Below are 25,318 nucleotides of genomic sequence, written 5' to 3' on the forward strand. Positions count from 1 at the left end.
CCGTGACAGGACATCGTGTGTGACAGAACCGCGTAGTGACGACGCCGGGGTCGATGCCCGGCTGGAAAAGATCCGCGAGGAAAGCCCGAAAGAGGCCCCGGAACGCCTGGAACACCCGGTCATTGGCCGGGTGATCTTTGTGCTGGCCATCGGTATTGCCCTGGTCCACCTGTGGTTCAATACCTTCTCCACCCTGTCGGAGCTGTGGACTTCGGCGCTGCACTTCGGCCTGTTTGGCCTGCTCTGTGCCCTGGCCATGCCGCTGATCCGCAGTGAGCGGGCCGGTGTCCAGCGGGCCGTGTTCTGGGTGGACCTGGTGCTCGGGCTGGCTGCCCTTGGCTGCGCCCTGTACCTGATGGGTTTCGAGGATGCCCTCTATGACCGGGGTGTGGTGTTCTCCACTGCGGACTGGGTGGTCTCTATCGTCGCGGTGGTCCTGGTGCTGGAGTTTGCCCGGCGCACCACCGGCTGGTTCATTCCCTGCCTGTGCATTGTTGCACTCACCTATGTGGCCTGGTGGGGGCAGTACGTGGAAGGCATTTTCAATTTCCCGGGGCTGACCTGGGAAACGGTGCTCTACCGTTCGTACATCGGCGGGCAGGGCATGCTGGGCTCCATCGCCCGCATCTCCTGGACCTACGTGTTCATGTTCATCCTGTTCGGTGCCTTCCTGGTGAAGTCCGGCGCCGGGGATTTTATTATCGACCTGGCCCGCTGCGCCGCTGGCCGCTTCGTGGGCGGGCCCGGGTTCGTGGCGGTGTTCTCCTCCGGGCTGATGGGGTCGGTGTCCGGCTCCAGCGTGGCCAATACCGTGTCCACCGGCGTCATTACCATCCCGCTGATGCGCAAGGCCGGGTTCCCGGCACGCTTCGCTGGCGGCGTGGAGGCAGCTGCTTCCACCGGAGGCCAGTTGATGCCTCCGGTGATGGGGGCAGGGGCCTTTATCATGGCCTCCTATACCCAGGTGTCCTACCTCACCATCATTGGCGTTGCCGCCCTGCCGGCGCTGCTTTATTTCCTCTCCGTCGCCATGTTCGTGCGCATTGAGGCCAAGCGCAGCCATGCCGTCAAACTCGAGGACGAAGAGGCGGAGACTTTCGGTCAGGTACTCAAGGGCGGCTGGCACTACCTGCTGCCGCTGGTGGTGCTGGTGGCATCGCTGATCTACGGCTTTACGCCCACCTATGCGGCGGGCATTGCCATTGTATCCGTGGTGGTGGCGTCCTGGATTGCCCGCAAGCCGATGACCTTACGGGATATCCTCGACGCCCTGGCCCAGGGCACCCGCAATATCATGACCACGGCGATCCTGCTGATTACCGTTGGCCTGATTGTGATGGTGATCTCCACCACCGGTATCGGCAATACTTTCTCGCTGATGATCACCGAATGGGCCGGGGGCAGCCTGCTGGTAACCATTGTGCTGGTGGCGCTGGCGTCCCTGATCCTGGGCATGGGGCTGCCGGTTACCGCCGCGTACATTGTGCTGGCGACCCTGTCCGCCCCCGCCATCTACCAGTTGATTGCCCAGGCCCAACTCATTGACCTGATGGCCAGCGGTAACCTGCCGGAGCAGGCCCGGGCGATCTTCATGCTGACCTCGCCGGAGGCGACGGAATTGCTCAGCGCCCCCATGGAACGGGCCCAGGCAGTGGCTATGCTGGCGGAGGTGCCGGAGAACTTCACCAGCCAGTTACTGGAACAGGCGCTGTCCCCCCATGCCCTGACCATGGCGCTGGTGGCGGCCCATATGATCATCTTCTGGCTGTCCCAGGATTCCAACGTCACCCCGCCGGTGTGCCTGACTGCCTTCGCCGCGGCGGCCATTGCCGGTACGCCCGCCATGCGCACGGGCCTCACTGCCTGGAAGGTGGCCAAGGGCCTGTACATTGTGCCGCTGCTGTTTGCCTATTCGCCGCTGATTTCCGGTACTCCCCTGGAAATGCTCAAGGTGTTCACGTTTGCCCTGTTTGGTATCTATGCCATTATTGCGGGCCTGGAAGGATATCTGGAACATCCCCTGCGGTGGTGGCTGCGGGTGCTGATGTTCCCTGTCGGAGCACTGATGCTATGGCCCCACGGCATGATCTGGATCGACCTGGCTGGACTGGTGGTGTTTGTCGCCCTGCTGGCGTGGAGTGTCCGCCGTTCCCACGGTACCGGTGTGACCGCGACCGCCTGAGGCCAGCCCTGTGACCTTCTCCCTGTCCCTGTGGGAGATCCTGGCCCTGGTGGCCATCGGCGGCGTGGCCGGCTTTATCAATGTGCTCTCCGCCGGTGGGTCGATGCTCACCCTGCCGCTGCTGATATTCCTGGGCCTGCCGGCACAGGTGGCCAACGGCACCAACCGGGTGGCCATCACCCTGCAGAGCATCACCGCCGTGGGCAGTTTCTTCCGGGCGGGGCACAGCAACCTGGCGGTGAGCATCCGCCTGGCTATCCCCGCCGTCGCCGGCTCCCTGCTGGGGGCCTGGACCGCCACCTGGATTCCCCAGGCCATCTTCGAGTCCATACTGATCGCCGCCATGATCGGTGCCTCGGCGTTCATGCTGTTGCCTCAGCCGAAGCTGGATACCCGCCCGCTGACCCCGGACCGGCTGGGTCCCATGGAATACCTTGCGCTGTTCCTGATCGGGCTCTATGGGGGGTTCATCCAGGTCGGGGTGGGTGCCCTGTTCATCGTGGTGCTCTACCGGATGCTGAAAATCGACCTGCCCCAGGTGAACGTCATCAAGGTGTTCATTATCCTGATCTACACCCTGCCGGCCCTGGCCATCTTCGCCGCCAAGGGACAGGTGCTCTGGATGACTGGTCTCGTGCTGGCGGCGGGCAATATGGCCGGGGCCATGATGGCGGTGCGGGTCAACATGGGCCCCCAGGGCGCCCGCTGGATCAAGTGGCTGACCCTGGCCATGGTGGCGGCCATCCTGGTGCGGCTGATCCTGTACTGAGCGGAGATGCCGACTGACGGCGCGGCACCGGTGCCGGTGCCGCGCACGGGGCAGGTTTAATCCCCGAGGGGGTTGAGTTCATTCACGAAGGTCAGCAGGTCGGCCATGGTGAACCGTCCCGGTTCCTTCGAGGGCAGGAAGGGCTTCCAGTCCTTGCCCTCCTGCCAGAGGTAGGATTGGTGGTCGCCGTGAACCAGCCCCACGAATACCTCGGAGATAATCGTCGCGCCCACCGGCCCCAGCCGTTCGCCGTTGTGGGTAACTTCCGCTTCCTTGAGGAGGTAGTACCACAGGGGTGTGGCCTCGTGCAGTCCTTGATCACGGGCCACCTGGCCATCCGGGCCGCTGGCGATCTGATCACCGGTGAGTGGTGTCAGGCCCATCTCGCGGGCCACATCCTGTCCGGAGGGCAGGCCCAGGCTGACGCCGCGCTTGAGGTTACGCTCTGCGAGGTTGCCTCCACCCCCGGGCAGTTCGTGTAGTTCCCTTGCCAGCAGGGCGTCAATTTTCTTCGACGCATTGAAGGCGATCCCGTCCGGACGATCCAGTTCATAGAAGCGTCGCCAGTCGATGATCCAGTTGCTGGGCAGGTGGGAGACCGGCACCGGCCCGGTGGGGGGATCTGGGGCCAGCAGCCCGGTGATGCCGCCGGAAAGGCCGGTAAAGTCGAACAGGAAATCGAACCCGGTATCCGGGAACACCCGGTTGTAGCTGTAGCGCTGCCGTACCATGCTATGGCCGATGCGGTAGGCGGCCACCGAGAACTCCACCGGCATATACGGCGTATGCTTGAACCGGTAATACTTGCGGCCTTCGTTCAGGATGTGATCCGTGGTGCCTTCACCGCACAGTCGTTCCATCCAGTCGTGGAGCACCAGCCACTGATAGTGATGGGTGACGGTTCGCCGGGCCCGGTCGAAGAGTTCGGCATCCGGTACGCCTTCGCTTGTCAGGTGGTCGCAGACAGCGTTGTGGAACTTGATGAACGCCAACTGGGTCTGGGCGACCACCAGGTTTTCGTCATTGCGGGGGTCGCCGATCAGGGCCATACCCTCGGGGCTGCGGGGCAGGTCGTTGTGGAATTCACCGGTAATGCCACCGAAGTCCACATTGATGTTGCGGCCGACCACCAGTTTCGGGCCGCGCTGCCTGGGGTCGTCCGGACTACGGGCATACAGGTGAGGCGAGCCGTCCGGGCCCAGGCCGTAGACGTTGTCCAGATCCAGGGCAGGCGTGCGGAAGTTCTCCAGGCCCAGGGGATCCCGCTTCTTGTCGGACAGTGAGCTCAGGTCCAGCGTAATATCGTGGTCCACGAACTGGCCGAAGTAAGTGTAGCCACCGGGTATGGTCGGGTTACTGCGGTCGTCGCCATCCGGTTCCGGATCCAGCATGGCTTCAGCCAGCGCCTTCAGCTTGTGGTCGGGCACATCGAGTGGGCTCAGGTTCGGAAACATGCGCCCGAACATGCCCGGGTCATCATGTCCCGACAGTCGGCCCAGTCCCTCCCGGGTAGGGTGACGTCCGCCCATTCCGTGGCCGGGGCAGAGGTTGGCCTTGCCGTGGTCCTGGGAGTCCGGGATCTGGTTGTCCTTGATGTTCATGACTCTCTCCATCTTGTCCTTGTCATTGGTCTCGGGAGCTTCAACTCCCTGCATTCACTACCAGGTGTGACCGGAAGCCTTGGCTTCCGGGACGGGAATCGAGCATCCTGCGTGCCATTTGGTCAAAAAACTGTAAACGCGCTGTAATATCAGTGGCCTGGCGTGCCCCGGCAGCTAGCGGAAGCGCCTGGGGCCGGCGTTTGCCGGGAGAAGCCCTGCCGGCTGTAAAACTTCTCGACTGTTTTGCGTTACTGGCCGCGTTAAAGTTTTGTGTTTTTATTGAATTTCATGAACATTCGGAGACGTTCTCGTCAATTTTGATCAGTTATGTATTCCTGACATTGACAGCGGTTTCGAAGGCCACGACGACGCTATTGCCACGTCATTCAGCGGGATTGGCGGGGATGCCGGTCTGGCTGGGGAGGGTAAGTGTTTCTTTGCCGGGCGGTTTCAGGCATATGGTGGAGCGCCCGCCAAAGAGACTGTCGTTTTTCGATGGATGTTGGCCGGCCTTACAGTTATGCGAGCCGGACAGTCTTAACGACGGCGAAAGCGGCAAAGTGGCGGTCCTGTTGGCACCGGGCCACGTCATGGAAGACGTGGCCCGCTGGCCACAGTGATCGACTGCCCCACCATGCCTGGCAGGTGCCTCTCGCGATCAGTTGGTGGTTTCTATCCGGTGGAAGTCCAGCACGTTCTCCCGGGGTGAGCTGTCGATACCGAACACCTCCGCGCGCTTTTTCGCCAGGATATAGCCAAAGCAACCGAAGTACAGGGCGATGACCAGTGCACCCACCCACTGGATACGCAGGAAGTCCAGCTGGAACAGCAGGGTCAGCCCCACCATGGCCACCAGGTTGCCGAAGAAATAGGGCAGTCGACCGAACCGTTTCACGGTCAGGTTCAGGTTGTCGGTGTACAGCCGGATCAGGGAATCCAGGGAATTGATCACCATCAGGATGCCTACGGTAATCATGGCCAGGTTGATGACCGTGGCAATGGACAGCTCCTGAGCGTGATAGTGATAGAGCACGGTGAACCAGGTGCCGATGGCGATGGATGGCACGAACAGCATCGCCAGGAACAGTTGCCAGGTGCGGATGCCACTGACAAACCGGGCGGTGAACTGGCCGATCATGATGCTCCAGGAGAACCACCAGAACAGGTAGAATTCGTGGTAGTCGTTAATCGGCAGGGCAAAGCGGTGGATGTTGCCAAAGTACTCGCCCAGCAGGCTGGCGGTGACGAAGAAGTCCCAGGGGCTGCCCTGGCCGCCCAGGAAGGCCTGGCCCCACATGACGGCGATCAGCGCGATAAACAGCCAGCTCGAGCCCAGGCTGAGGATACGCACGTACTTGATCTTGCTGCTGGAATACACCGCCAGGGCGATGGCCGCAAACACGATCAGGTAGAAGGTGGGCACCACCGTTTCGCCATCGCCCAGTTGCGGCAGGTACCAGGGCAGGTTCACCAGCAGCAGGTAGGCGGTGAAGGCGCAGGTACCGATGATCACCACGTTGTTGATGACCTTCACCAGGGGGATCTCGAAGAACTTCACCCGTGGTTCGATCATGCAGAAGTAGAAGCAGGTGAGGAAGTAGAAGCCCCAGATCAGGAACGCCCAGAACCCGAACTCAATGGCCAGGGGGTTGGCGAAGCCGTACTCCGGGTTGGTTCCCACGTCACCATAGCCGCCGAACTCGGTGAGGGGGAACATGATCAGCCCCACGTCCAGGCCGGAGGTGAACAGGATGGCGATAAAGGTGAAGGTACGCACCGGTGTGACGCCGATGCACTGCACGTCCCACCACTTGTAGATAATCAGCACAATGGCGACGAAGGTGAAGATCAGGCCTGTGGATAACCAGAGTGTCATACGCCTGCCCTCCGGTTGTACTGTCTCATCAGGGTCGATGTCATGGGTGTTGTCTCCTCTGTTGATTCGAGTTGTCTACCCAGGACTTGCCTATCCGGCGCCCGAAAACGACAAGGTCGTCGCGCTGATAGGGAAATCCTGAAAGCCGGGCGATGCCAGAGCGGGTGTGCTCCGGCATCGTCTGGTACTGGCGCTAGCGCCGTGCCTGCCCCGGGCGTTGGCGCGCCTGCCACTGATCGTCCGTGACCACGGGCGCATCCGAAGGTTGCAGGGGTTCTCTGCCCCGGATCAGGTCGGCGGCCCGTTCCGCCACCATGATGGTGGGGGCGTTCAGGTTGCCGTTGGGGATGGTGGGGAAGATGGACGAGTCCACCACCCGCAGCCGGTCAATGCCATGAACCCGCGTATTAGGGTCAACCACCGCCTGCCCGTCGGTGCCCATCTTGCAGGTGCACGATGGGTGATAGGCGCTTTCCACTGCCTGGCGAACGAAGGCGTCGATGTCCTCGTCGCTCTGGATATGTTCCCCGGGCTGGATCTCTGCGCCCCGGTACTCATCCATGGCCGGCTGGTTGATGATCTCCCGGGTCAGCTTCACGCAATCCCGGAAGCCTTCCCGGTCCGCCTCGTGTTGCAGGTAGTTGAAGCGGATGCGGGGCGCCTGTTTCGGATCGGCGGACTGGACGTGCACGAAGCCCCGGCTTTTCGGCTTGTTGTGACCGATGTGGAGCTGGAAGCCATCGCCGTCGAAGGCCTCCTTGCCGTCGTAGCGCATGGCCGCCGGCAGGAAGTGATACTGCAGGTCCGGCCATTCCACACCGGCCTTCGAGCGGATAAAGCCGCAGGACTCGAAGTGGTTGGTGGCACCCAGGCCATCCTTCTTTAGGATCCAGCGCACGCCGATCTTCAGCTTGTTCCACCAGTCCAGCTTGCCGTTGAGGGACACCGGCTGCTTGCAGCGGAACTGGAAGTAGAACTCCAGATGGTCCTGCAGGTTCTCGCCCACCCCGGGCAGTTCATGGTTCACCTTGATACCGGCCTGCTCCAGCACCTCGCGGTTGCCGATGCCGGACAGCTGCAGCAGGTGGGGGGAACCAATGGATCCGGCGGACAGGATGACCTCTTCCCGGGCCCCCACGTCATGCACCTTGCCGCGTTGTTCATAGCGCACGCCGGTGGCCGTGTTGCCCTCCAGCAGTACCCGGTGCACCAGGGCGTGGGTGACCACGGTCAGGTTGGGTCGGTCCATGGCCGGGCGCAGGTAGGCGTTGGCGGTGGACCAGCGACGACCGTTCTTGACGGTCATGTGCATGGCGCCGAAACCTTCCTGGCGGGCGCCGTTGTAGTCGTCGGTTTCCAGGTAACCCGCGTCGACACCGGCCCGGATAAAGGCCCTGTACAGCGGGTTCTGCATGTTGTTGCCGTTGTTGACGCCTAGCGGGCCGGTATCGCCCCGGTAGTCGTCACCACCGAAGGCCCAGGTTTCGGCCTTCTTGAAGTAAGGCAGCACGTTGCGGTAGTGCCAGCCGTCGGCGCCTTCGGCGTCCCATTCATCGAAGTCCCGGGCGTGGCCGCGTACATAGACCATGCCGTTGATGGACGAGGAACCGCCCAGCACCTTGCCCCGGGGGCAATGCATGCGGCGGTTGTCCAGGTAGGGCTCCGGCTCGGTCTCGAACTGCCAGGCGTACTTTTGGGTGTTCATGGGAATGGACAGGGCCGTGGGCATCTGGATGAAGATGCTCTTGTCGCTGCCGCCGGTTTCCAGCAGCAGTACCTTGTGCTGGCCATCCTCGGTGAGGCGGTTGGCCAGCACGCAGCCGGCGGAACCCGCACCCACAATGATGTAGTCGAACTGGTTGTCGGTCATAACAATCCTCACTCTTCACGGAGTGGTGGCACACAGGCGTTCGTCCAGCGCAGGGCCGTGCCTGCGCCGTCGGGACCGGGCCTGTCGAAACGGTCGAGTTCAGAAAGGGGCGTCGATATCTTCCATGCCCACATACACCGCTTTCAGCTGGGTGTAGTGGGCCAGGGTTTCGCGCCCGTTCTCACGGCCAATGCCGGAGAGTTTGTAACCGCCAACCGGCATTTCCGCCGGTGACGCGCCAAAGCTGTTGATCCAGCAGATACCGGCCTGGATGCGGTGGATGACCCGGTGGGCCCGGCGGATGTTGTTGGTGAACACCCCGGCGGCCAGGCCGGTGTCGGTGCTGTTGGCCCGGCGGATGACTTCCTCTTCGTCGGAGAACGTCAGTACCGACATCACCGGCCCGAAGATTTCCTCCTTCACGATGGTCATGTCGTCGGTGCAGTCGGTGAAAATAGTGGGCTGCACGAAATAGCCCCCCCGGGAATCCTCGGGCTCGAACGCTTCACCGCCGTGGGCCAGGGTGGCGCCTTCTTCCCGGCCTTTGCCGATGTAGTGCAGCACCAGTTCCTGGTGTTTCCTGGAGATCAGCGCGCCGTAGTTGGTGGCCGGGTCCATGGGATCGCCGGGCACGATGTTGTTGCGGGTGCGCTCCAGTAGCCGGTCCATGAAGCGGGGGTAGATGTCCTGGTGCACGAACACCCGGGTGCCGTTGGTGCAGATCTCGCCCTGGGTGTAGAAGTTGCCCACCATGGCGGCAGAGACAGCGTTCTCCAGGTCGGCGTCGTCGAAGATGATCAGCGGCGACTTGCCCCCCAGCTCCATGGTGACGTCCTTGAGGGTAGTGGCCGCGGCGGCCATCACCTTCCTGCCCGTACCCACCTCGCCAGTGAAGGACACCTTGGCAATATCGGGGTGGTGGGTCAGCCACTGGCCTACCTCGGCGGCACCGTGGACCACGTTGAACACGCCAGCCGGTACCCCGGCTTCGGTGAAGATTTCCGCCAGTCGCATGGCGCCCATGGGGGTTTCTTCGGAAGGCTTGAAGATCATGGCGTTGCCGGTGGCCAGGGCGGGGGCGGACTTCCAGCAGGCAATCTGGATCGGGTAATTCCAGGCACCGATACCGGCGCAGATGCCCAGGGGCTCGCGGCGGGTGTAGTAGAAATCGCCCCCCAGGTCCTGCTGGTTACCTTCCATGGAGGGCACGATGCCGGCGAAGAACTCAATGGCATCGGCACCGGTGGCCACGTCCACCGCTTCCGCCTCCTGCCAGGGTTTGCCGGTGTCCAGTACTTCGGTGCGGGCCAGGTCGTCATTTCGCTCCCGCAGCAGGGCCACAGCCCGCAGCAGGATGCGGCTGCGTTCCACCGCGGGCATGGCGGACCAGTCGGCGAAGCCCGAACGGGCGCTTTCGATGGCGGCCCGCTGGATGGATTCGTCCGCTACCTCGACCTCATAGATCACCTTGCCGGTGGCCGGATTCACCACCGGGAAGGTTTCCCCGCTGGTGTTGGGCAGGAAACGACCATGGACGTAGTTCTGGTAGACAGGAAGCTGGTTGGACATGGTGACCGATAACCTCAATTCAATGAATGCATCGCCCCGGCGCCGGCCAGGGTTTGTTCGATAAACTGTTTGATCAGCCGCTCGCCGGCCTCGAAGCTCTCCATCGGGTCGAGGCTGAGGGCACTTCGCAGCCAGAAACCGTCGATCATGGCGGCGGTCTGGCGGGCCGCCTCGGTGGCTTCCCGCGCTGGCAGAACCTGGGCAAAGGAAAAGCGCAGGTTGCTGTACAGCCGGGCATTGTTGATCTGCTGCAGGCGCTTGAGGCCAGGCTCGTGCATGGACCGGGCCCAGAAGCTGAGCCAGGTCTTGGCGGCCAGGGCCGAGCGCTGGAACTCCGAGAAATTGGCCTCGACAATGCACGCCAGGCGTTGCTCCGGAGAGCCGTCGGTTCTGGCCATGCGCTCCCGCAGTTCCTGGCCCAACTGCTCCAGCAGGTGACGCAGGGCCGCCTCGATCAGACCCTGCTTGCCGCCGAAGTAGTGGCTGATGATCCCCGACGACATGCCTGCCCGTTTGCTGATGCTGACGATGGTGGTGTTCTGCATCCCCAGCTCGGCAATGGAGGCCATGGTGGCCTCGATAAGTTGCTGTTTCCTTGTGTCTTTCACGCCAACAATCGGCATCGTATTCCTCGGTAATCTTTTTTAATTGAACGTTCAATTAACAAAAGGCTACCGAAAGGATGACGGTCTTGCAAGGTTTGTGGGCAAAAAGTGATCAGTCAGGCCGGGAAGGGGCCAAGGCTCAGAGGCGGGACCCGGCGACGCCCATCGAGGGGGCTGGCGGTCGGGTGAAGGTAAAGATCTCGTAGGTTTCCTGATCGAACATGGCGATGTGGCTGATGTGCTCCACCGGTATCACCACCCTGAAGTGTTCCAGGTCCAGGCGTCCGGTGTGATCCCCTTTCATACCCATGAACCGGTAGTAAGCCTCGTAGTCCTGGGTATCCACCAGTTGCAGGTCGGACTCCCGGCGATAGCCGCTTTTCATGGGCAGCAGTGCGAAAGTGCGCACGCCGCCGGTCTCAGGGGTGAAATCCACCACCTTGCCGGCGTACCACTTGCGGGACTTGAGGGTGACCGAAACCGACATGTTGAACACGGTGGCATCCAGCAGCAGCTTCTCCAGATGGTGGCCGCTGCACTCGGATGCCAGCCTGGACACCCGGAATACCTTGTTGCGGGCCCGGATATGGCTGTAGAAGGCGAACAGCACCGCACCGACCAATGCGAAAACGGCGACGGAAAGCTGGTGGGAGGTGACTTCTTCCAGACCAAAATTCAGCCAGGCCTGCTGCACCTGCGAGAGGGGATAGCCGGCCAGATCGAACAGATGTGTGGGCAGGTTCAGGGTATCCAGCAGGATGGTGACAAGAAAACCGAAGACCACGCACCAGAAGCCCAGCAGGCCAATGCGGAAATAATAGTCCCAACCGGTGGAGCGGCCCTGGCGGAACCGGGTGGGCAGGTGGTAGTTGGCGACAATAAAGCCGCAGACCAGGATAAAGAAGATGTAGAGAAACCCCACGGCGCCGCTACTCCGCTACGGCTTTGGGGGACTCCTCCATTGGTTCGCCAAGGTCATCGGCGTTCTCGGCATACAGTGAGCGGCAGAAGCTTTCGCTGTTCAGGTCGACGCTGACAGCACCGTTGTCATCAATACGGAAATGGTCCCCATGCTCCTCCACGGCCTTGCGAAGGCGCGCCTGGTAGGCCGATTCCTCATTGTTGGAAAACAGTCTGAATACCTTCATGTTCCTCTGATCTCCCGGCAGTTCGTCCGTGACCCGGTATGGGCTGACTGAAACAGGTTGATACCTGCACTCTATAACACAACTGGTGGTTTTTCGACCGGACACGATGCGAAAGGTTCACAGCCCCCGCATCCACTCAGGGCGCAGGCGGGCGCGTTCCGGTGTGTTGATGGCAGTGCGTACCTGCTCCAGCATTCGTTCCTTGTCCCGGCCCAGGGTGCCCTTGAGCACCAGGTAGTTGGAGGCGTGGTCGCTGCGGAATACCGTCTGCTCCAGCTCCAGGTTGTCCAGCAGCTTTTTCGCCTCCAGGAACAGCTCGTGCTGGTCCAGGGGCTCGAAATCCGGGAACTGTTCCCGGTAGCGGTCCATGCCCTGGGGGAAGCTGACCACCAGAGTGGACAGGAATTCCGGCTGGGTGTCGTTCATCAGGCGGGCCGAATTGAGGGCGTGCTGGTCGCTCAGACTCTTGCCGCCCAGTCCGTTGAGGATCATGACCGAGCGCTTGATGCCGGCCTCGCCGATCTTCAGCAGGGCGTCCTTGGTGGACTCGTAGGACTCGCCCTTGTTGACCCGACGGAGCACCTCGTCGTCACCGGATTCGGCACCGATATAGAGCATGTGCAGCCCGGCATCGTGCAATTCCTTCAGTTCCGCCACCGACTTGCGCTTCAGGTTCCGGGGCAGGCAGTAGGAGGTAACCCTGTGAACATCCGGCAGATGTTCGCGGATCGCCTCCAGGATCTTCAGCAGGCGATGAGTAGGCAGGATCATTGCATCACCATCGGCAAGGAATACCCGCTGGACGATCATGCGTTCGCCGCACTTGCGGATTTCCTCCAGTACTTCCTCTTCCGGGCGGGCCCGGAATTTCTTCTGGGGGTCGGTATACATCTCGCAGAAGGTGCACTTGTTCCAGGAACAGCCGTTGGTCACCGGCAGGATCAGCGAGTTGGCTTCACTGGGTGGGCGGAAGACCGGCTCAACGTATTGGATGGGGAACGAATGCATTGTGGGGCGACTCCGAGCGAGTGTATCGAAACGGTCACACAGGTTAGCGAATATGGAGGCAACAGTGAATCCGTGGGCCGGCTTCAGGTCACCTGACACCTAACAGCTTGTTAACTCAAGCGTATTGAATTCTGCTGTTAGCTGCCCAATGTATAGGGTGCAGTAAACCTCTTCGGGAGCCGGACGCCATGGCGGCATGCTCCGGATCAAATGCTTTATAGATACGCTCTATTGGTCAATTAAAGCCAATCAATTTGAGGAATCAAGGTAGACCGTTTACCTTAAGCACCTCAATCAACTTGAAGGAGAGTAACTCAATGACGACTCTGGTAAACACCGAGATCAAACCGTTCAACGCCACCGCGTTCAAGCAGGGCGAGTTCGTTGAAATTTCCGACGCCGACGTGAAGGGCAAGTGGGCCGTTTTCTTCTTCTACCCGGCTGACTTCACCTTCGTCTGCCCGACCGAGCTGGGCGACGTTGCCGACAAGTACGACGAGCTGCAGAAGCTGGGCGTTGAGGTGTTCTCTGTGTCCACCGACACCCACTTCACCCACAAGGCGTGGCACGACAGCTCCGAGACCATCGGCAAGATCCAGTACTACATGGTAGGCGACCAGACCGGCACCATCACCAACAACTTCGGTGTGATGCGTGAAGGTCAGGGTCTGGCCGACCGCGCTACCTTCCTGGTGGATCCGGATGGCGTTATCCAGGCCATGGAAATCACTGCCGAAGGCATCGGCCGTGACGCCGACGACCTGCTGCGCAAGGTCAAGGCTGCCCAGTACGTTCGCAACCACCCGGGCGAAGTATGCCCGGCCAAGTGGAAGGAAGGCGAAGAGACCCTGTCTCCGTCCCTGGACCTGGTTGGCAAGATCTAAGCAGCCAGTCTGCTGGTTGGGGACCTGTTCAGGCAGGCCCCATGTTTTCCGCAAGCCCCGGCCTGGCCGGGGTTTGTTGTATCTGGCGGTCCGTTCTTCCGGGTTTGACGTCATCTATAGCAATCTCCTATTGATCGCTTAAGGTCAATTAATTTGAGCATTCGAGGCCCGGGCCTTATTGTTATCACCATCTTATTCCTTGGAACGCGATTTTCAGTTCAGTCATTCTGTTTTTGAAGGGGAAACACTCTATGTTGGATGCCAATCTCAAGGACCAGCTTAAGGCCTATCTGGAAAACGTCAGGGAGCCTATCGAGCTGGTGGCCGCCTATGACGACAGCAAGAAATCCCAGGAGCTGAAGGAGCTGCTGGAAGAAATTGAGCCGTTGTCCGACAGGATCGCCTTGCGCACCGAGGACGACCCGGATGTTCGCCGTCCGTCGTTCGCCATCAATCGGGTCAACTCCGATATCGGCGTGCGCTTTGCCGGTATTCCCATGGGGCACGAGTTCACCTCCCTGGTGCTGGCCCTGCTGCAGGTGGGTGGCCATCCTTCGAAGGCATCCCAGGAGGTGATCGAGCAGATCCAGTCACTGGACGGTGACTTCGAGTTCGAGACCTTCTTCTCCCTGTCCTGCCAGAACTGTCCGGACGTGGTGCAGGCCCTGAACCTGCTGAGTATTCTCAACCCGAAGATCAAGCACACCTCCATTGACGGTGCCCTTTTCCAGGATGAGGTTGAGCGCAAGGAAATCATGGCCGTACCGGCGGTGTTCCTGAACGGAGAACCCTGGGGCCAGGGCCGCATGACACTGGAAGAGATCGTGGCCAAGCTGGACAGCAATGCCGGTGCCAAAGAGGCCGAGAAGATCAACCAGAAGGACCCGTTCGAGGTGCTGGTGATCGGTGGTGGCCCGGCCGGTTCCTCTGCCGCCATCTACGCCGCCCGTAAGGGTATCCGCACCGGTATCGCCGCCGAGCGCTTTGGTGGCCAGGTAGCGGACACCATGGGCATCGAGAACCTGATTTCCGTGCCCTACACCGAAGGCCCCAAGCTGGTGGCGGCCATGGAACAGCACGTCAAGGAATACGACGTGGATATCATGAACATGCAGCGGGCCGAGAAGCTGATCCCGGCCTCACAGACTGGTGGCTATCACGAGATTCGCCTGGAGAACGGCGCCTCCCTGAAGGCCCGCAGCCTGGTGCTGTCCACCGGTGCCCGCTGGCGTCAACTGGGTGTTCCCGGCGAGGAGGAGTACCGCAACAAGGGCGTGGCCTACTGCCCCCACTGTGACGGTCCGCTGTTCAAGGGCAAGCGCGTGGCGGTCATCGGCGGCGGTAACTCCGGTGTCGAGGCGGCTATCGACCTGGCCGGCATTGTCGGCCACGTGACCCTGTTGGAATTCGCCGATGACATGAAGGCGGACGACGTGCTGCAGAAGAAGCTTCGCAGCCTGAAGAACGTGGAGATCCTGACGTCCGCCCAGACCACCGAGGTTACCGGCGAGGGTGGCAAGGTCAACGGCCTGACCTACAAGGACCGGAACACCGGCGAGAACCACCACGTGGCCCTGGAAGGTGTCTTCGTGCAGATCGGCCTGGTGCCGAACACCGAGTGGCTCAAGGGCGACATCGAACTGAGTCAGCATGGCGAGATCATTGTCGATGAGCGTGGCGAAACGTCCATTCCGGGCGTGTTCGCGGCGGGTGATGCCACCACCGTGCCCTACAAGCAGATCGTCATCTCCATGGGTGAGGGGTCCAAGGCGGCACTGAGCGCCTTCGATTTCCTGATCCGCAACGAGGTGCCGGAAGGCGAAGAAGAAGCCGCGGCCTGATCCGACGGCTCCTGATGAGAGAACCCCGCGCCCAAAAGGGTAGCGGGGTTTTTTATGTTGAACCGGATCAGCGGGAACCGATATTGCCGTCCCGGTCGGAGATGACGATTTCCACCCGGCGATTTTCCTGGCGCCCGGCGGCGGTCTGGTTGGAGGCCTTGGGGTACTGCTCGCCCAGTCCTTCCACCTCGACCCGATCGGCGGCGATACCATCCGCCAGCAGCTCATCGCGGACTGACTCCGCACGCCGCAGCGACAGGGCCTGGTTGTAGTCGGTCTCACCAATGCTGTCGGTATACCCTTCAACGCGGACGCGGTAGTTGCCGAACTCCTGCATGAAGTCGGACAGCTTCTGCACCGTCTGCTCGCCAGCGGGCTTGAGTTCCGCTTCGTCGATATCGAACAGCACATCCCCCAGGGTCATCACCATGCCTCGCTCGGTGTGCTCGGCATGCAAGCGATCCATCTGTTCCCGCAGCATCCGTGCTTCCATTTCCGCTATCTGGGCCCGTCGTTCGCCGATGCGGATACGCAGGTCATCCCGCTGTCGCTGTGCTTCCGCCAGTTTCTCTTCCAGTCCGGCCCGCAGGGCGTTCTCCCGGGCAATGTCGATATGGCGGCTGGCCAGGTACACCTGGTGGTCGATGGCCCCGGTGTCGGCGCCTTCACGGAGTAGTTCCTCGGCCCGGTCCAGGGCCTGGTCCGCATCCCTCAGGTGTGACAGGCCATTGCGGGCGACCTGTTCGTTGTCCACGGCGCTGTCGTAGGCGGCCCGCGCCTCCACCAGCCCCGGATGTGGCTCCGGCGTGCCGGCGCAGGCGGATAATAGAAGCCCCGCCAACGTTATCATCGAGCCTGCGGTAAGACATCGCTTGTTCATGTTGTCTCCCTGTGAGTCTGAACGGTACACATGGCGGCGGGTTACTGCTGGTTTTCCAGGTTGCGGCGCAGCGAATCGATGCTGGCCTGCAGGTCGCCCAGGGCGTTTCTCACCTGTTGGGTATCGGCACGGGCTTCCGCGAGCTGGGCGTCCAGCGCCGCCTGTTCCAGCAAGTGGCGGGCTTCTGTATTGCGCTGTTCTTCTATCAGTGTTCCAGCGGCCTCCAGTTTGTCCCGGGCTTCGGTCATCAAGGCGGGTTCCACATCCCGGGCACCGGCACTGTCAGCGGACTCAATGGCGCTATGAGCCGCTTCCATTTCCTGTTCCGGTTTGGGGCCGGGGTCCGTGGCGCAACCGGCGAGGAGGGCACCGAAAAGCAGAAGGGAAATAACACGGGAACACATGCACGGTCTCCTTGTGTTGGGGGTTGCCGGCAATAGTGGCGGCGCGGGCATCCAAACGCTGCCAGACTGGCGGAAAGCGTAGCAGTAAACGACTCGAAATCGTCCTGCCAGACCATGACGGTTGTGCAATGATCACAGGGTCATCGACGGATCTGGTAATGTTCACGAACGATCTGGCCGGAAGGCGATCCGGGGCCTTCAGCCCATACATTCAACATGGGGAGCGTCATGCCCGACCTGGAAAGCCTGTCCCCCGCCATCCTGGCCGGTCAGTTCTTCGGGCTGGTGGCCCTGGCCATCTGCCTGGTTGCCTTCTCCAGCAAGAACGATGACCGCCTGCTGGTGCTGCTGATATCCGCCAACGTTGCCTTCGCGCTCCAGTTCGTCTTCTTCAGTAGCTGGACTGCCGCCGCGCTGACGGTGCTGGTGATCGTGCGCATCGTGCTGGCCCGGCGATTCACCGGCAGCCAGTGGGTCATGTGGGCGGTACTGGCGGCCAACCTGGTGGCAGCGGCCCTGACCTGGCGCAGTTGGGTTGATGTGTTTCCGCTGACCGCCGCGACCCTGGGCACGGTGGCCATGTTCCTGTTGCGGGGCATTGCCATGCGTGTCGTCCTGGGGCTGGCGGCGTTCGCCTGGATGCTCAATAACCTGATCATTGGCTCCATCGGGGGCAGCCTTGCCGAGGGGCTGATCTTTGTTACCAACATCGTCACCATCATCCGCATGGCCCGGGCCAGGAAACGCTACCCGGAGGTGCCGGTGGACAAGGTCGGTCCGAGCACGACCGCTGACTCATCCCCTTCCGCTAACATTTCCGATTGCCGGGATTACGGCGGCTGATCAGCGGGTTGCAGAATCGGTGCTTCGGAACCAGAGTGATAGGAACACCACTCGCTATCCCGCCTCTTACAGAGGAGAACCTGTATGCTCCTGGCAGAGAAATCCACCGGTCATCTGGTGGAAATCAGTGATATCAAGATCCTTTTCGACCCCAATGAGCCCGAAGTCACCGGTAGCGTGCACTACGGTGAAGAGGCCCAGGATCCCGAGCCCATCGCCAAGACTGCACTGGTCTTTCCCTCCGGCGAACCCTTGCCCCAATGCTGGAGGGATCCGGATTATCGACGGAAGTAATCCTGGTGTCCCATCTGATGAATTTTCTGATTTAACAAGTGGTTCGCGACCCGGCGGATGTGAGGTGTTATGGTAAGAAACCCTCACGGTATATCAGGCTGGCCTGAGCCGGCCTGTGCCTTTCGCTATGAACAGGATGCGCTGAACCATGACAAACCTGAAAAGACGGTCCGGTTCATGGACCTTCTGGCAACTGACATCGCTGCTGGCCCTTGTGTCGCTGCTGACCGGTTGCGGGATCAATAACATTCCCACCTACGATGAACAGGTAAAGTCCGCGTGGTCCCAGGTGGAAAACCAGTACCAGCGTCGTGCCGACCTGGTGCCGAATCTGGTGGAAACCGTCAAGGGATTTGCCGCCCAGGAACAGGAGACTCTCACGGCCGTGATTGAGGCCCGGTCAAAGGCCACCTCCATTCAGGTGGATGAGAGCATCCTCAACAACCCCGAGAAACTCCAGCAGTTCCAGCAGGCCCAGGGCGAGCTAAGCAGTGCCCTGAGCCGGTTGATGGCGGTTTCCGAACGCTATCCTGACCTGAAATCCAACCAGAATTTCCTGGCGCTGCAGTCGCAGCTTGAAGGCACCGAGAACCGTATTGCCGTTGCCCGGCGTGACTTTATCCAGTCGGTCGAGCGGTACAATACGGAAATCCGAACCTTCCCCGGAAAAATCTGGCACAGCCTGCTCTACGGCGACATGGAGCTGCGGGAGAACTTTGAGGCAACCACCGAAAACGCCGAAGACGCGCCACAGGTTGAGTTCTGATGAAGGTATTGCTGCGCCCCTGCATTGCGTTTATTGCGCTGTTGCTGCTCCAGGCCCCGGCCTGGGCACAGTCCACGCCGGATTTTCCGGAACTGAGTGGGCGAGTCGTGGATCAGGCCGGGATGCTGTCCCAGGACGCTGAGTCCAGACTGACCAGCATGCTGGCAGCCCACGAGGAAGCTACTACCAATCAGGTGGTTGTGGTTACCCTGCCGGAACTGCAGGGCTATCCCATTGAAGATTTCGGGTACCAGCTCGGTCGCCACTGGGGTATCGGCCAGGAGGGCGAAGATAATGGTGCACTGCTGATTGTCGCCGAAGAAGAACGTGCTATCCGCATCGAAGTGGGTTACGGCCTTGAAGGTCAGCTAACCGATGCCGCTTCGTCCACCATCATCAACCGGATCATCACCCCGGCCTTTCGCCAGGGGGAGTTCTCCCAGGGCATTATTGCGGGTGCCGAAGCCATGATCCAGGTGCTGGGGGGCGAGCCACTGGCCGTGCCAGAAGGTCAGACAGGACGGGATCCTGCTGAAAAGCCGAACCTGCTGGCGGTGGTTTTCTTCTTTGTCATCATCGTCTCGTTCATCTCCCTCGTCGGTGGAGGCGGCGGCCGTGGCGGTCGCGGCCGGGGCGCACTGATTGCCGGGGCGCTGCTGGGATCCGGTATGGGAGGTCGCGGTGGCGGCTTTGGTGGCGGTGGTTTCGGCGGCGGTGGTGGTGGCTTTGGCGGCGGCGGCGCCTCCGGCGGCTGGTAACCTGTGTTGACACATTATCTTGAGAGCAAGAGCGATCTATGACGTTATTAACCAGGACTGAACAGGACCAGGTGGCGGCCGCCATCAACGCGGTCGAACGGGAAACCGATGCCGAACTGGTCACCGTGTTGGCCCGCCAGGCTGATAATTACGCCTATATCCCGCTGGTATGGGCAGGGATCGTGGCGTTGCTGGTGCCCGGGCTGGTCAACTACTTCACCGAGTGGTTTGGCGTCCACACGCTGCTACTGGTGCAGTGGGGTGTCTTTCTGGTGCTGGGTGCCCTGTTCCGCATCCCGAAGATCAACACCATGCTGATCCCGCGTCATGTCCGGTACTGGCGCGCCTCCAATCTCGCCCGTCGCCATTTCCTGGAGCAGAACCTGCACCATACGAAGGATAGCACCGGTGTGCTGATTTTCGTTTCAGAGGCAGAGCGCTATGTGGAAATCCTGGTAGACCAGGGTATTTCGGCCAAGGTGGACAATAAGGTCTGGGAAGGCATCGTGGAGAACTTTACCCGGCAGGTCCGCCAGGGAAACACCTGCCAGGGCTTCCTGGACTGCATCGAAGCCTGTGGTACGCACCTGAAAGCACAGGTCCCGGCCACCCACGAACGCAATCAGCTACCCAACCATCTGGTGGTTTTGCCCTGAGTTCATCAGGTAGAACCCCCGGTTGAAGCCCTAAGCCGGCGTTTGAAGAAGTGCCACGCCCATCCACTCACGACCTGGCATTCGCTGACTCCCTGGAGGAGTCAGCGAAACAGGGCGTCTACTTCGAGAAAGCGGGTTCCCCATGGACGAGTGATTTACCGGCTTGGTAAATGAACCGTTCCTTCCATATAGAACGCCGCCTGCCCGGCAATCTTCACCCGGTCGCCGGCCAGTTCACAGCGTAACTCCCCACCCCGGGCGGATAGCTGGCGGGCCAGCAATTTCTGCTTGCCCAGGCGTTCCGACCAGTAGGGCGTCAGTACGCTGTGGATGGAGCCGGTGACCGGGTCCTCGTCGATGCCTATGCCCGGGGCGAAATAGCGGCTGACGAAATCACAGTCATCGCCCGGCGCCGTGACGATGAGCCCCTGGTCGCCCAGCTTTTTGAGGATGGACAGGTCCGGGGTGGTGTTACGCACGGCGTTGGCATCCTCCAGAATCACCAGCAGGTTGGTGTCCCGGGGCACCTCATAGACCGGTTCAGGCACTCCCGGCAGTGCGCGGCTGAGGATATCCGGCGTGGGCACCGACTGGTATTCCAGGACCGGGAAATCCAGCTCCAGCCAGTTTCCCGGTTTGCGGGATACCGACAGCGGCCCGGTTAGTGAGTGGAAGCGGATCTTCTCCCGGGGCCAATCCAGGCGGTTGAACAGCACCCTGGCGCTGGCCAGGGTGGCATGGCCGCACAGGGGGACCTCGGCGCCGGGAGTGAACCAGCGGATGTGGAAGTCCGCTTCGCTGCCTTCCGGTTCCGGCACCAGGAAGGCGGTTTCCGACAGGTGGTTCTCCAGCGCCAGGGCCTGCAGGGTATCCTCGGGCAGCCATTGCTCCAGCGGCATCACCGCCGCGGGGTTGCCCCGGAAGACCTGGTCGGTAAAGGCATCAACCTGATAGAGGGGTAGTTCTGTCATGGTGCTGTCTCCAGTTCAGCCATTGGTGATAGTGGTTTGCCTTGCCGAGCAGGAAACGCCCCAGCTCGATCCGGCTGTAGAAGTGCAGCTCCGGCAACGGGGAGGAACCGGTCACGGTCCAGTGCCCGTCGGGGCGCCGTGACACCCGGAAGCCCATCCGTTCCAGCCTGGCCTCCGGATCGGCGGGCACAACACTGGGGCCGGACTGTACCTGTAGCAGGTCCCCGCGATGGGGGCGGGATGCTTTTGGTGATGGTCTCATGGGACAGCTTCCTTTCCTGTGGTCTGGGTACCCAGTGTCCCGCTATCGAGCCTGCCATAACAGAATCAGCTAAACTGATATTGAACCGGTACAGAGCAATCGGTCATCCGAACTGTACCGGTTGTTCCGGCCAGTAACTGTACTGCGTCTTTGCTCCCGGACTGTGGAAGGATAGTGCCATGGATACTCTCTATCATCAGGTGGCGGACCAGGTGGAAAACCTGATCCGCGACGGCGTCTATCGGGATGGCGAGCGCTTGCCGGGTGTGCGTGTGCTCAGCCGGCAGCTTGGCGTCAGCATTGCCACGGTACTGCAGGCTCACCAGACCCTGGAGGGGCGGGGCCTGCTGGAACCCCGGGAGCGCAGCGGCTACTTCGTGCGGGTGCCCCCGGTGGATGCGCCGGAGCCGGCCATGTCCAGCCATGACGCCGGGCCTTCGCCCGTCAGTGCCCGGGAGATGACCATGGACCTGTGCTCCGACGAGGAGCGGCGCCTGGTGCCCCTGGCCACGGCGGTGCCGCACCCGGACTACCTGCCCATCCGCCAGATTCAGCAGGCGTCCATCTGGGCAGCGCGCCATGGCCTGGACACCCTGGACTACGCTTTCCCCGGCAAGAGTGCTTTCCGCCGGCAGGTGGCCCAGCGCATGGTGGCCCTGGGCGTGGCGGTATCGCCGGACGAGATCCTGGCCACCAACGGCGCCCAGGAAGCCATTATCCTGGCCCTGCGGGCAGTGACCGAGCCGGGGGATATCGTGGCCGTGGAGTCGCCGTCGTTCCCTGGTATCCTCCAGGCCCTCGAGATCGTGGGCCTGAAGGTGATCGAGATTCCCGCCCATCCCTCCGAGGGCCTCAGCCTGGAAGGCCTGCAACTGGCCATGGAGCAGTGGCCCATCAAGGCCTGCGTCGCGGTGACCAACCATAGTAATCCCATGGGCATGCGCCTGTCCGACGATCACAAGCGCAAGCTGGTGGCGTTGCTGGCTGATGCCGGTGTCCCCCTGATCGAGGACGATATCTACGGTGACCTGGCCCATTCCGGTGAACGGCCTCGGCCGGCCAGGAGTTTCGACCGTAGTGGCAATGTCATCTATTGCAGTTCCTTCTCCAAGACCATCTCCCCGGGCCTGCGCCTGGGCTGGATTGCGCCGGGCCGGTATTTTTCGGCGGTGCGTCAGCAGAAGTACTTTACCAACCTGGCCACCGCCAGCCTGCCGCAGATGGCCGTGGCTCACTTCCTGGAACAGGGCGGCTACGACCGCCACCTGAGGGGGGTACGCCGGGTCTACCGGGACGCCACGGCACGGCTGCGCTCGGCAGTGGCCCGGTATTTCCCCGAGGGTACCGCCGTGACCCGCCCCAGTGGTGGCTTCGTGGTCTGGGTGCAATTGCCGGACGGCTGTTCCGGTACCACCGTCTATCGCCTGGCGCGGGAGCGGGGCATCAACGTGGCGCCCGGCATCATGTTCTCCACCACCGGCAAGTTCGAGAACTGCCTGCGGCTGAACGCTGCCAATCCCTGGACACCACGGATCGAGGAGGCCATTCGCACCCTGGGCCAACTGGCGACGGAAACCCGGCGGGAGGGTGCCACCGCCCGATTGTGAAGGCTCCGGAGCCGTGGCAGTATGGCCGCTTATCGCTTTCAGCCTTCGGAGTCGCCACCATGAAAATTGCAGTGTTTTGCGGATCAAGCCACGGTAACCACGAGCGCTTCGCCCACAGTGCCCGGGAACTTGGCAGCTACATGGCCGGCCAGGGTATTGACCTGGTGTTTGGCGGCGGCAAGGTCGGCCTGATGGGGGAGGTGGCCGATGCGGTACTGGCTGGTGGTGGCAGGGTCTATGGGGTGATCCCGGAATCGCTGAAGAACCGGGAACTGGCCCACCCCGGGCTGACGGATCTGCAGGTGGTCTCCGGCATGCACGAACGCAAGGCGAAGATGGCCGAACTGGCGGATGCCTTTGTGGCCATGCCCGGCGGCCCCGGCACCATGGATGAACTGTTCGAGGCCTGGACCTGGGCGCAACTGGGCTACCACGACAAACCCTGTGCCCTCTACAACGCCTTTGGTTACTACGACCAGTTGCTGTCGTTCCTGAACACCATGGCGGATTCCGGCTTCCTCAAACCCCATCATCGCCAGATGCTGGTGGTGGAGGATCAACCCGAGCCGCTGCTGCAGGCGCTGATGCGTTACCAGCCACCGGAATGGAAGTGGACCTGATCCGGTTATCCGGTCTGGCCATCAATGCGTTCTATTGAGAGACTGCCATGATTGCATGTCAATTGGCTTGATGCGTGAAGTGAACCGCCCCACTGCTTGGGTGGGGCGGGGTGATAGTAGGTGATTGCTTTTCCAATAACCTGGTGATCAGGGCATCAGGACGTGATCGATAACGTGCACGACGCCGTTACTGGCCTTCAGGTCCGCTTTGATCACGCTTGTCTTGTTACCCTCAGCATCCTCAAGCGTGACACTGCCATCGCTCTCCTTGTTGATGAACAGTTGTTCTCCGTTCAGCATGGTCACAGAGCCACGGGTGTCGCCAGCCTCAATGAGCATCAGGATCATTGAGCCAGGGATCAACTGGCCTTCCACAACGTGATAGCCAACGATGGATTCGAGCTTGTCACTGTTTTCCGACATAAGCAGAGAATCCAGGGTTCCCTCCGGCAATGCGTCAAACGCTTCGTCGGTCGGTGCAAGCAGGGTGAACGGGCCTTTACCGTTCAGTTTTGCCGACAACCCGGATTCCTCAATCGCGGTTTCCAGCACGGTGTGCTCATCGGATGTTGCCACAAGTTCAGCAACGGTTTTCTTGTCGTCCATTCCATGGTTATCAGCATACGCAGGGATGGAAAACACAGTACAAGCAATAACTGTTGCAGACAGTCCTCGAATGTTCATGTTTACTCCTTTCTCCATTTAGTACGGCATTTACCCTGATCATTGAATTACGCATGTTTCACGTTATTCACATTATCCATGCTAGGAGATATACGGCGGATCGCCAGAATGAGATGCCTAACATTGACAAACTGTAATGGCGGTTGGTCTATCAGTTGTCGGAACGGAGATGGCCCCGATCCGGTCACCTGGTCTGGTTGTTAACGCTTTATCCCGCTAAAGTGGTTGCATAACGCAACCGGCCAGTGTGCCAATGTCAACCAGGAGCCCCCATGAGCGATATCATCCTGCACCACTACGACGCTTCCCCCTTTGCCGAGAAGGCCCGCATGATGCTGGGCTTCAAAGGTCTTGCCTGGCGGTCGGTGGAGATCCCGAGAATCATGCCGAAACCGGACCTGATGGCCCTGACCGGTGGCTACCGCAGGACCCCGGTGATGCAGGTGGGGGCGGATATCTATTGCGATACCGCCATGATTGCCCGCCAACTGGACCGCATCCAGCCATTACCGGCCCTGTATCCGGAAGGTAAGGAGGCCGTGGCGGCCAGCACCGCGCATTTTGCCGACCAGGTCATGTTTCAGCACGGGGTGGCACTGAATTTCCAGCCCCACGCCGTGGCCGAACGTTTCAAGGGGGCGCCGGATGACGTGAAGAAAGCGTTCCAGGCGGACCGCAAGAAGCTGTTTGAGGGCGGCAGTGCCACCCCGTTGCATCCCGCCCAGGCCCTGTCCCAATGGCCGACGCTGCTGGGCCGGCTGGAGCAGCAACTGGCGGACAGCGGCACTTTCCTGCTGGGCGAGGAGCCCTGCGTTGCTGATTTCGCCTACTACCACGCCCTGTGGTTTGTCCGGGGCAACCGGGCCATCGCGGAGTTGCTGGACCCCTATCCCCAGGTGCTGTCCTGGATGGACGCGGTGGCCGCCTGTGGCCATGGCGAGGCCTCCGCGCTGGATGCGGCCGACGCCGTCGAGATTGCCCGCAACACCGATCCCGAACCGTTGTCGGAGACCGGCTTCGAAGACCTGGCCGGTGCGAAGGTGGGGGCGTCAGTCACGGTCTCAGCGGTGGATTACGGTGTGGATCCGGTAGCTGGAATCCTGGTGTATCAGGACGCGGAGGAGATTGTTATCCGTCGCGAGGATGAGCGGGCCGGTGAGGTCCATGTGCATTTCCCCCGATACGGGTTCCGCATCAGCCCTGAAAAATAACCCGGAGTG

The 25,318-nt window shown here is 61.3% G+C and carries 26 protein-coding genes; 13 read left to right on the plus strand and 13 right to left on the minus strand.

Translation table 11 applies throughout. The features are described from left to right. Window positions 1–19: 19 nt before the first annotated feature. Window positions 20–2,182, plus strand: a complete 2,163-nt coding sequence (locus ACJO3T_RS17810; protein WP_406965037.1) for a TRAP transporter permease — start codon at window positions 20–22, stop codon at window positions 2,180–2,182. Between the two features lie 10 nt (window positions 2,183–2,192). Beyond that, entirely contained in the window at window positions 2,193–2,951 is a 759-nt protein-coding gene (locus tag ACJO3T_RS17815) for a sulfite exporter TauE/SafE family protein (protein WP_406965038.1), read from the plus strand. 56 nt (window positions 2,952–3,007) lie between these two features. Here ACJO3T_RS17815 and ACJO3T_RS17820 read toward each other — a convergent pair whose 3' ends face one another. After that, window positions 3,008–4,552: a peroxidase family protein gene (locus tag ACJO3T_RS17820; RefSeq protein WP_406979354.1), complete on the minus strand. Its 1,545-nt coding sequence runs from the start codon at window positions 4,550–4,552 to the stop codon at window positions 3,008–3,010. 200 nt (window positions 4,553–4,752) lie between these two features. Between ACJO3T_RS17820 and ACJO3T_RS17825 the strand changes: the two genes are divergently transcribed. Next, window positions 4,753–5,172 (plus strand): hypothetical protein, encoded by a 420-nt coding sequence (locus tag ACJO3T_RS17825; protein WP_406979356.1) that lies wholly within the window; start codon window positions 4,753–4,755, stop codon window positions 5,170–5,172. 38 nt (window positions 5,173–5,210) lie between these two features. Here ACJO3T_RS17825 and ACJO3T_RS17830 read toward each other — a convergent pair whose 3' ends face one another. From ACJO3T_RS17830 to ACJO3T_RS17860, 7 genes are all read right to left on the minus strand, one after another. Next, window positions 5,211–6,428: a BCCT family transporter gene (locus ACJO3T_RS17830; protein WP_406965043.1), complete on the minus strand. Its 1,218-nt coding sequence runs from the start codon at window positions 6,426–6,428 to the stop codon at window positions 5,211–5,213. A gap of 193 nt (window positions 6,429–6,621) precedes the next feature. After that, window positions 6,622–8,298: a choline dehydrogenase gene (gene betA, locus ACJO3T_RS17835; RefSeq protein ID WP_406979358.1), complete on the minus strand. Its 1,677-nt coding sequence runs from the start codon at window positions 8,296–8,298 to the stop codon at window positions 6,622–6,624. A 99-nt stretch (window positions 8,299–8,397) separates the two neighbouring features. Continuing rightward, on the minus strand, window positions 8,398–9,867 hold the full coding sequence (gene betB, locus ACJO3T_RS17840; protein WP_406979360.1) for a betaine-aldehyde dehydrogenase: 1,470 nt from the start codon (window positions 9,865–9,867) through the stop codon (window positions 8,398–8,400). Window positions 9,868–9,881: 14 nt separating this feature from the next. Further along, window positions 9,882–10,490: a transcriptional regulator BetI gene (betI, locus tag ACJO3T_RS17845; RefSeq protein WP_406965047.1), complete on the minus strand. Its 609-nt coding sequence runs from the start codon at window positions 10,488–10,490 to the stop codon at window positions 9,882–9,884. A gap of 121 nt (window positions 10,491–10,611) precedes the next feature. Then, on the minus strand, window positions 10,612–11,394 hold the full coding sequence (locus ACJO3T_RS17850) for a hypothetical protein (protein WP_406965048.1): 783 nt from the start codon (window positions 11,392–11,394) through the stop codon (window positions 10,612–10,614). 7 nt (window positions 11,395–11,401) lie between these two features. Next, window positions 11,402–11,620: a hypothetical protein gene (locus tag ACJO3T_RS17855; RefSeq protein WP_406965050.1), complete on the minus strand. Its 219-nt coding sequence runs from the start codon at window positions 11,618–11,620 to the stop codon at window positions 11,402–11,404. 117 nt (window positions 11,621–11,737) lie between these two features. Then, window positions 11,738–12,628, minus strand: a complete 891-nt coding sequence (locus tag ACJO3T_RS17860; RefSeq protein WP_406965052.1) for a radical SAM protein — start codon at window positions 12,626–12,628, stop codon at window positions 11,738–11,740. Between the two features lie 317 nt (window positions 12,629–12,945). On the opposite strand from ACJO3T_RS17860, the gene ahpC reads away from it, so the two are divergent. Next, entirely contained in the window at window positions 12,946–13,512 is a 567-nt protein-coding gene (ahpC, locus tag ACJO3T_RS17865; protein WP_406965053.1) for an alkyl hydroperoxide reductase subunit C, read from the plus strand. Between the two features lie 251 nt (window positions 13,513–13,763). Continuing rightward, window positions 13,764–15,353 carry an alkyl hydroperoxide reductase subunit F gene (gene ahpF / locus ACJO3T_RS17870; protein ID WP_406979362.1) on the plus strand — a complete coding sequence of 530 codons (1,590 nt, stop codon included), beginning with the start codon at window positions 13,764–13,766 and terminating at the stop codon, window positions 15,351–15,353. 67 nt (window positions 15,354–15,420) lie between these two features. On the opposite strand, the gene ACJO3T_RS17875 is transcribed toward ahpF, so the two are convergent. After that, a complete protein-coding gene (locus ACJO3T_RS17875) occupies window positions 15,421–16,233 on the minus strand; it encodes an OmpA family protein (protein ID WP_406979364.1) in 813 nt (270 codons plus the stop codon). Between the two features lie 41 nt (window positions 16,234–16,274). After that, window positions 16,275–16,637: a DUF4398 domain-containing protein gene (locus tag ACJO3T_RS17880; RefSeq protein WP_406965057.1), complete on the minus strand. Its 363-nt coding sequence runs from the start codon at window positions 16,635–16,637 to the stop codon at window positions 16,275–16,277. A gap of 228 nt (window positions 16,638–16,865) precedes the next feature. On the opposite strand from ACJO3T_RS17880, the gene ACJO3T_RS17885 reads away from it, so the two are divergent. The 5 genes from ACJO3T_RS17885 (at window position 16,866) to ACJO3T_RS17905 (ending at window position 19,954) form a co-directional block, all read left to right on the plus strand. Then, window positions 16,866–17,480 (plus strand): YgjV family protein, encoded by a 615-nt coding sequence (locus tag ACJO3T_RS17885; protein WP_406979366.1) that lies wholly within the window; start codon window positions 16,866–16,868, stop codon window positions 17,478–17,480. An 84-nt stretch (window positions 17,481–17,564) separates the two neighbouring features. After that, window positions 17,565–17,774 (plus strand): acetyltransferase, encoded by a 210-nt coding sequence (locus tag ACJO3T_RS17890; RefSeq protein WP_406979368.1) that lies wholly within the window; start codon window positions 17,565–17,567, stop codon window positions 17,772–17,774. Window positions 17,775–17,922: 148 nt separating this feature from the next. Further along, window positions 17,923–18,540 carry a LemA family protein gene (locus ACJO3T_RS17895; RefSeq protein ID WP_406965061.1) on the plus strand — a complete coding sequence of 206 codons (618 nt, stop codon included), beginning with the start codon at window positions 17,923–17,925 and terminating at the stop codon, window positions 18,538–18,540. After that, window positions 18,540–19,298: a TPM domain-containing protein gene (locus tag ACJO3T_RS17900; RefSeq protein WP_406965062.1), complete on the plus strand. Its 759-nt coding sequence runs from the start codon at window positions 18,540–18,542 to the stop codon at window positions 19,296–19,298. Before ACJO3T_RS17895 ends, ACJO3T_RS17900 begins: the two co-directional genes overlap by 1 nt. Before the next feature lie 38 nt (window positions 19,299–19,336). Next, window positions 19,337–19,954: a TPM domain-containing protein gene (locus ACJO3T_RS17905; protein WP_406965064.1), complete on the plus strand. Its 618-nt coding sequence runs from the start codon at window positions 19,337–19,339 to the stop codon at window positions 19,952–19,954. A gap of 155 nt (window positions 19,955–20,109) precedes the next feature. On the opposite strand, the gene ACJO3T_RS17910 is transcribed toward ACJO3T_RS17905, so the two are convergent. Both ACJO3T_RS17910 and ACJO3T_RS17915 read right to left on the minus strand, forming a co-directional pair. Then, window positions 20,110–20,925, minus strand: coding sequence for a PhzF family phenazine biosynthesis protein (locus ACJO3T_RS17910; protein ID WP_406979370.1), 816 nt, complete (start codon window positions 20,923–20,925; stop codon window positions 20,110–20,112). Next, entirely contained in the window at window positions 20,897–21,187 is a 291-nt protein-coding gene (locus tag ACJO3T_RS17915; protein ID WP_406965067.1) for a hypothetical protein, read from the minus strand. The genes ACJO3T_RS17910 and ACJO3T_RS17915 overlap by 29 nt, the downstream gene beginning before the upstream one ends. Before the next feature lie 179 nt (window positions 21,188–21,366). Here ACJO3T_RS17915 and ACJO3T_RS17920 point away from each other — a divergent pair, with 179 nt between their 5' ends. Continuing rightward, the gene (locus ACJO3T_RS17920) at window positions 21,367–22,794 is read left to right on the plus strand and encodes an aminotransferase-like domain-containing protein (RefSeq protein WP_406965069.1); all 1,428 of its coding nucleotides are present in this window, start codon (window positions 21,367–21,369) and stop codon (window positions 22,792–22,794) included. Between the two features lie 59 nt (window positions 22,795–22,853). Then, on the plus strand, window positions 22,854–23,414 hold the full coding sequence (locus tag ACJO3T_RS17925) for an LOG family protein (RefSeq protein WP_406965071.1): 561 nt from the start codon (window positions 22,854–22,856) through the stop codon (window positions 23,412–23,414). Between the two features lie 147 nt (window positions 23,415–23,561). Here ACJO3T_RS17925 and ACJO3T_RS17930 read toward each other — a convergent pair whose 3' ends face one another. Beyond that, window positions 23,562–24,098 (minus strand): fasciclin domain-containing protein, encoded by a 537-nt coding sequence (locus ACJO3T_RS17930; protein ID WP_406965072.1) that lies wholly within the window; start codon window positions 24,096–24,098, stop codon window positions 23,562–23,564. A 272-nt stretch (window positions 24,099–24,370) separates the two neighbouring features. Here ACJO3T_RS17930 and ACJO3T_RS17935 point away from each other — a divergent pair, with 272 nt between their 5' ends. After that, window positions 24,371–25,309 (plus strand): glutathione S-transferase family protein, encoded by a 939-nt coding sequence (locus ACJO3T_RS17935; protein WP_406979372.1) that lies wholly within the window; start codon window positions 24,371–24,373, stop codon window positions 25,307–25,309. Window positions 25,310–25,318 lie beyond the last annotated feature (9 nt).

The sequence above is a fragment of the Marinobacter shunpengi genome (genome assembly GCF_045449715.1).
Taxonomy (GTDB): domain Bacteria; phylum Pseudomonadota; class Gammaproteobacteria; order Pseudomonadales; family Oleiphilaceae; genus Marinobacter.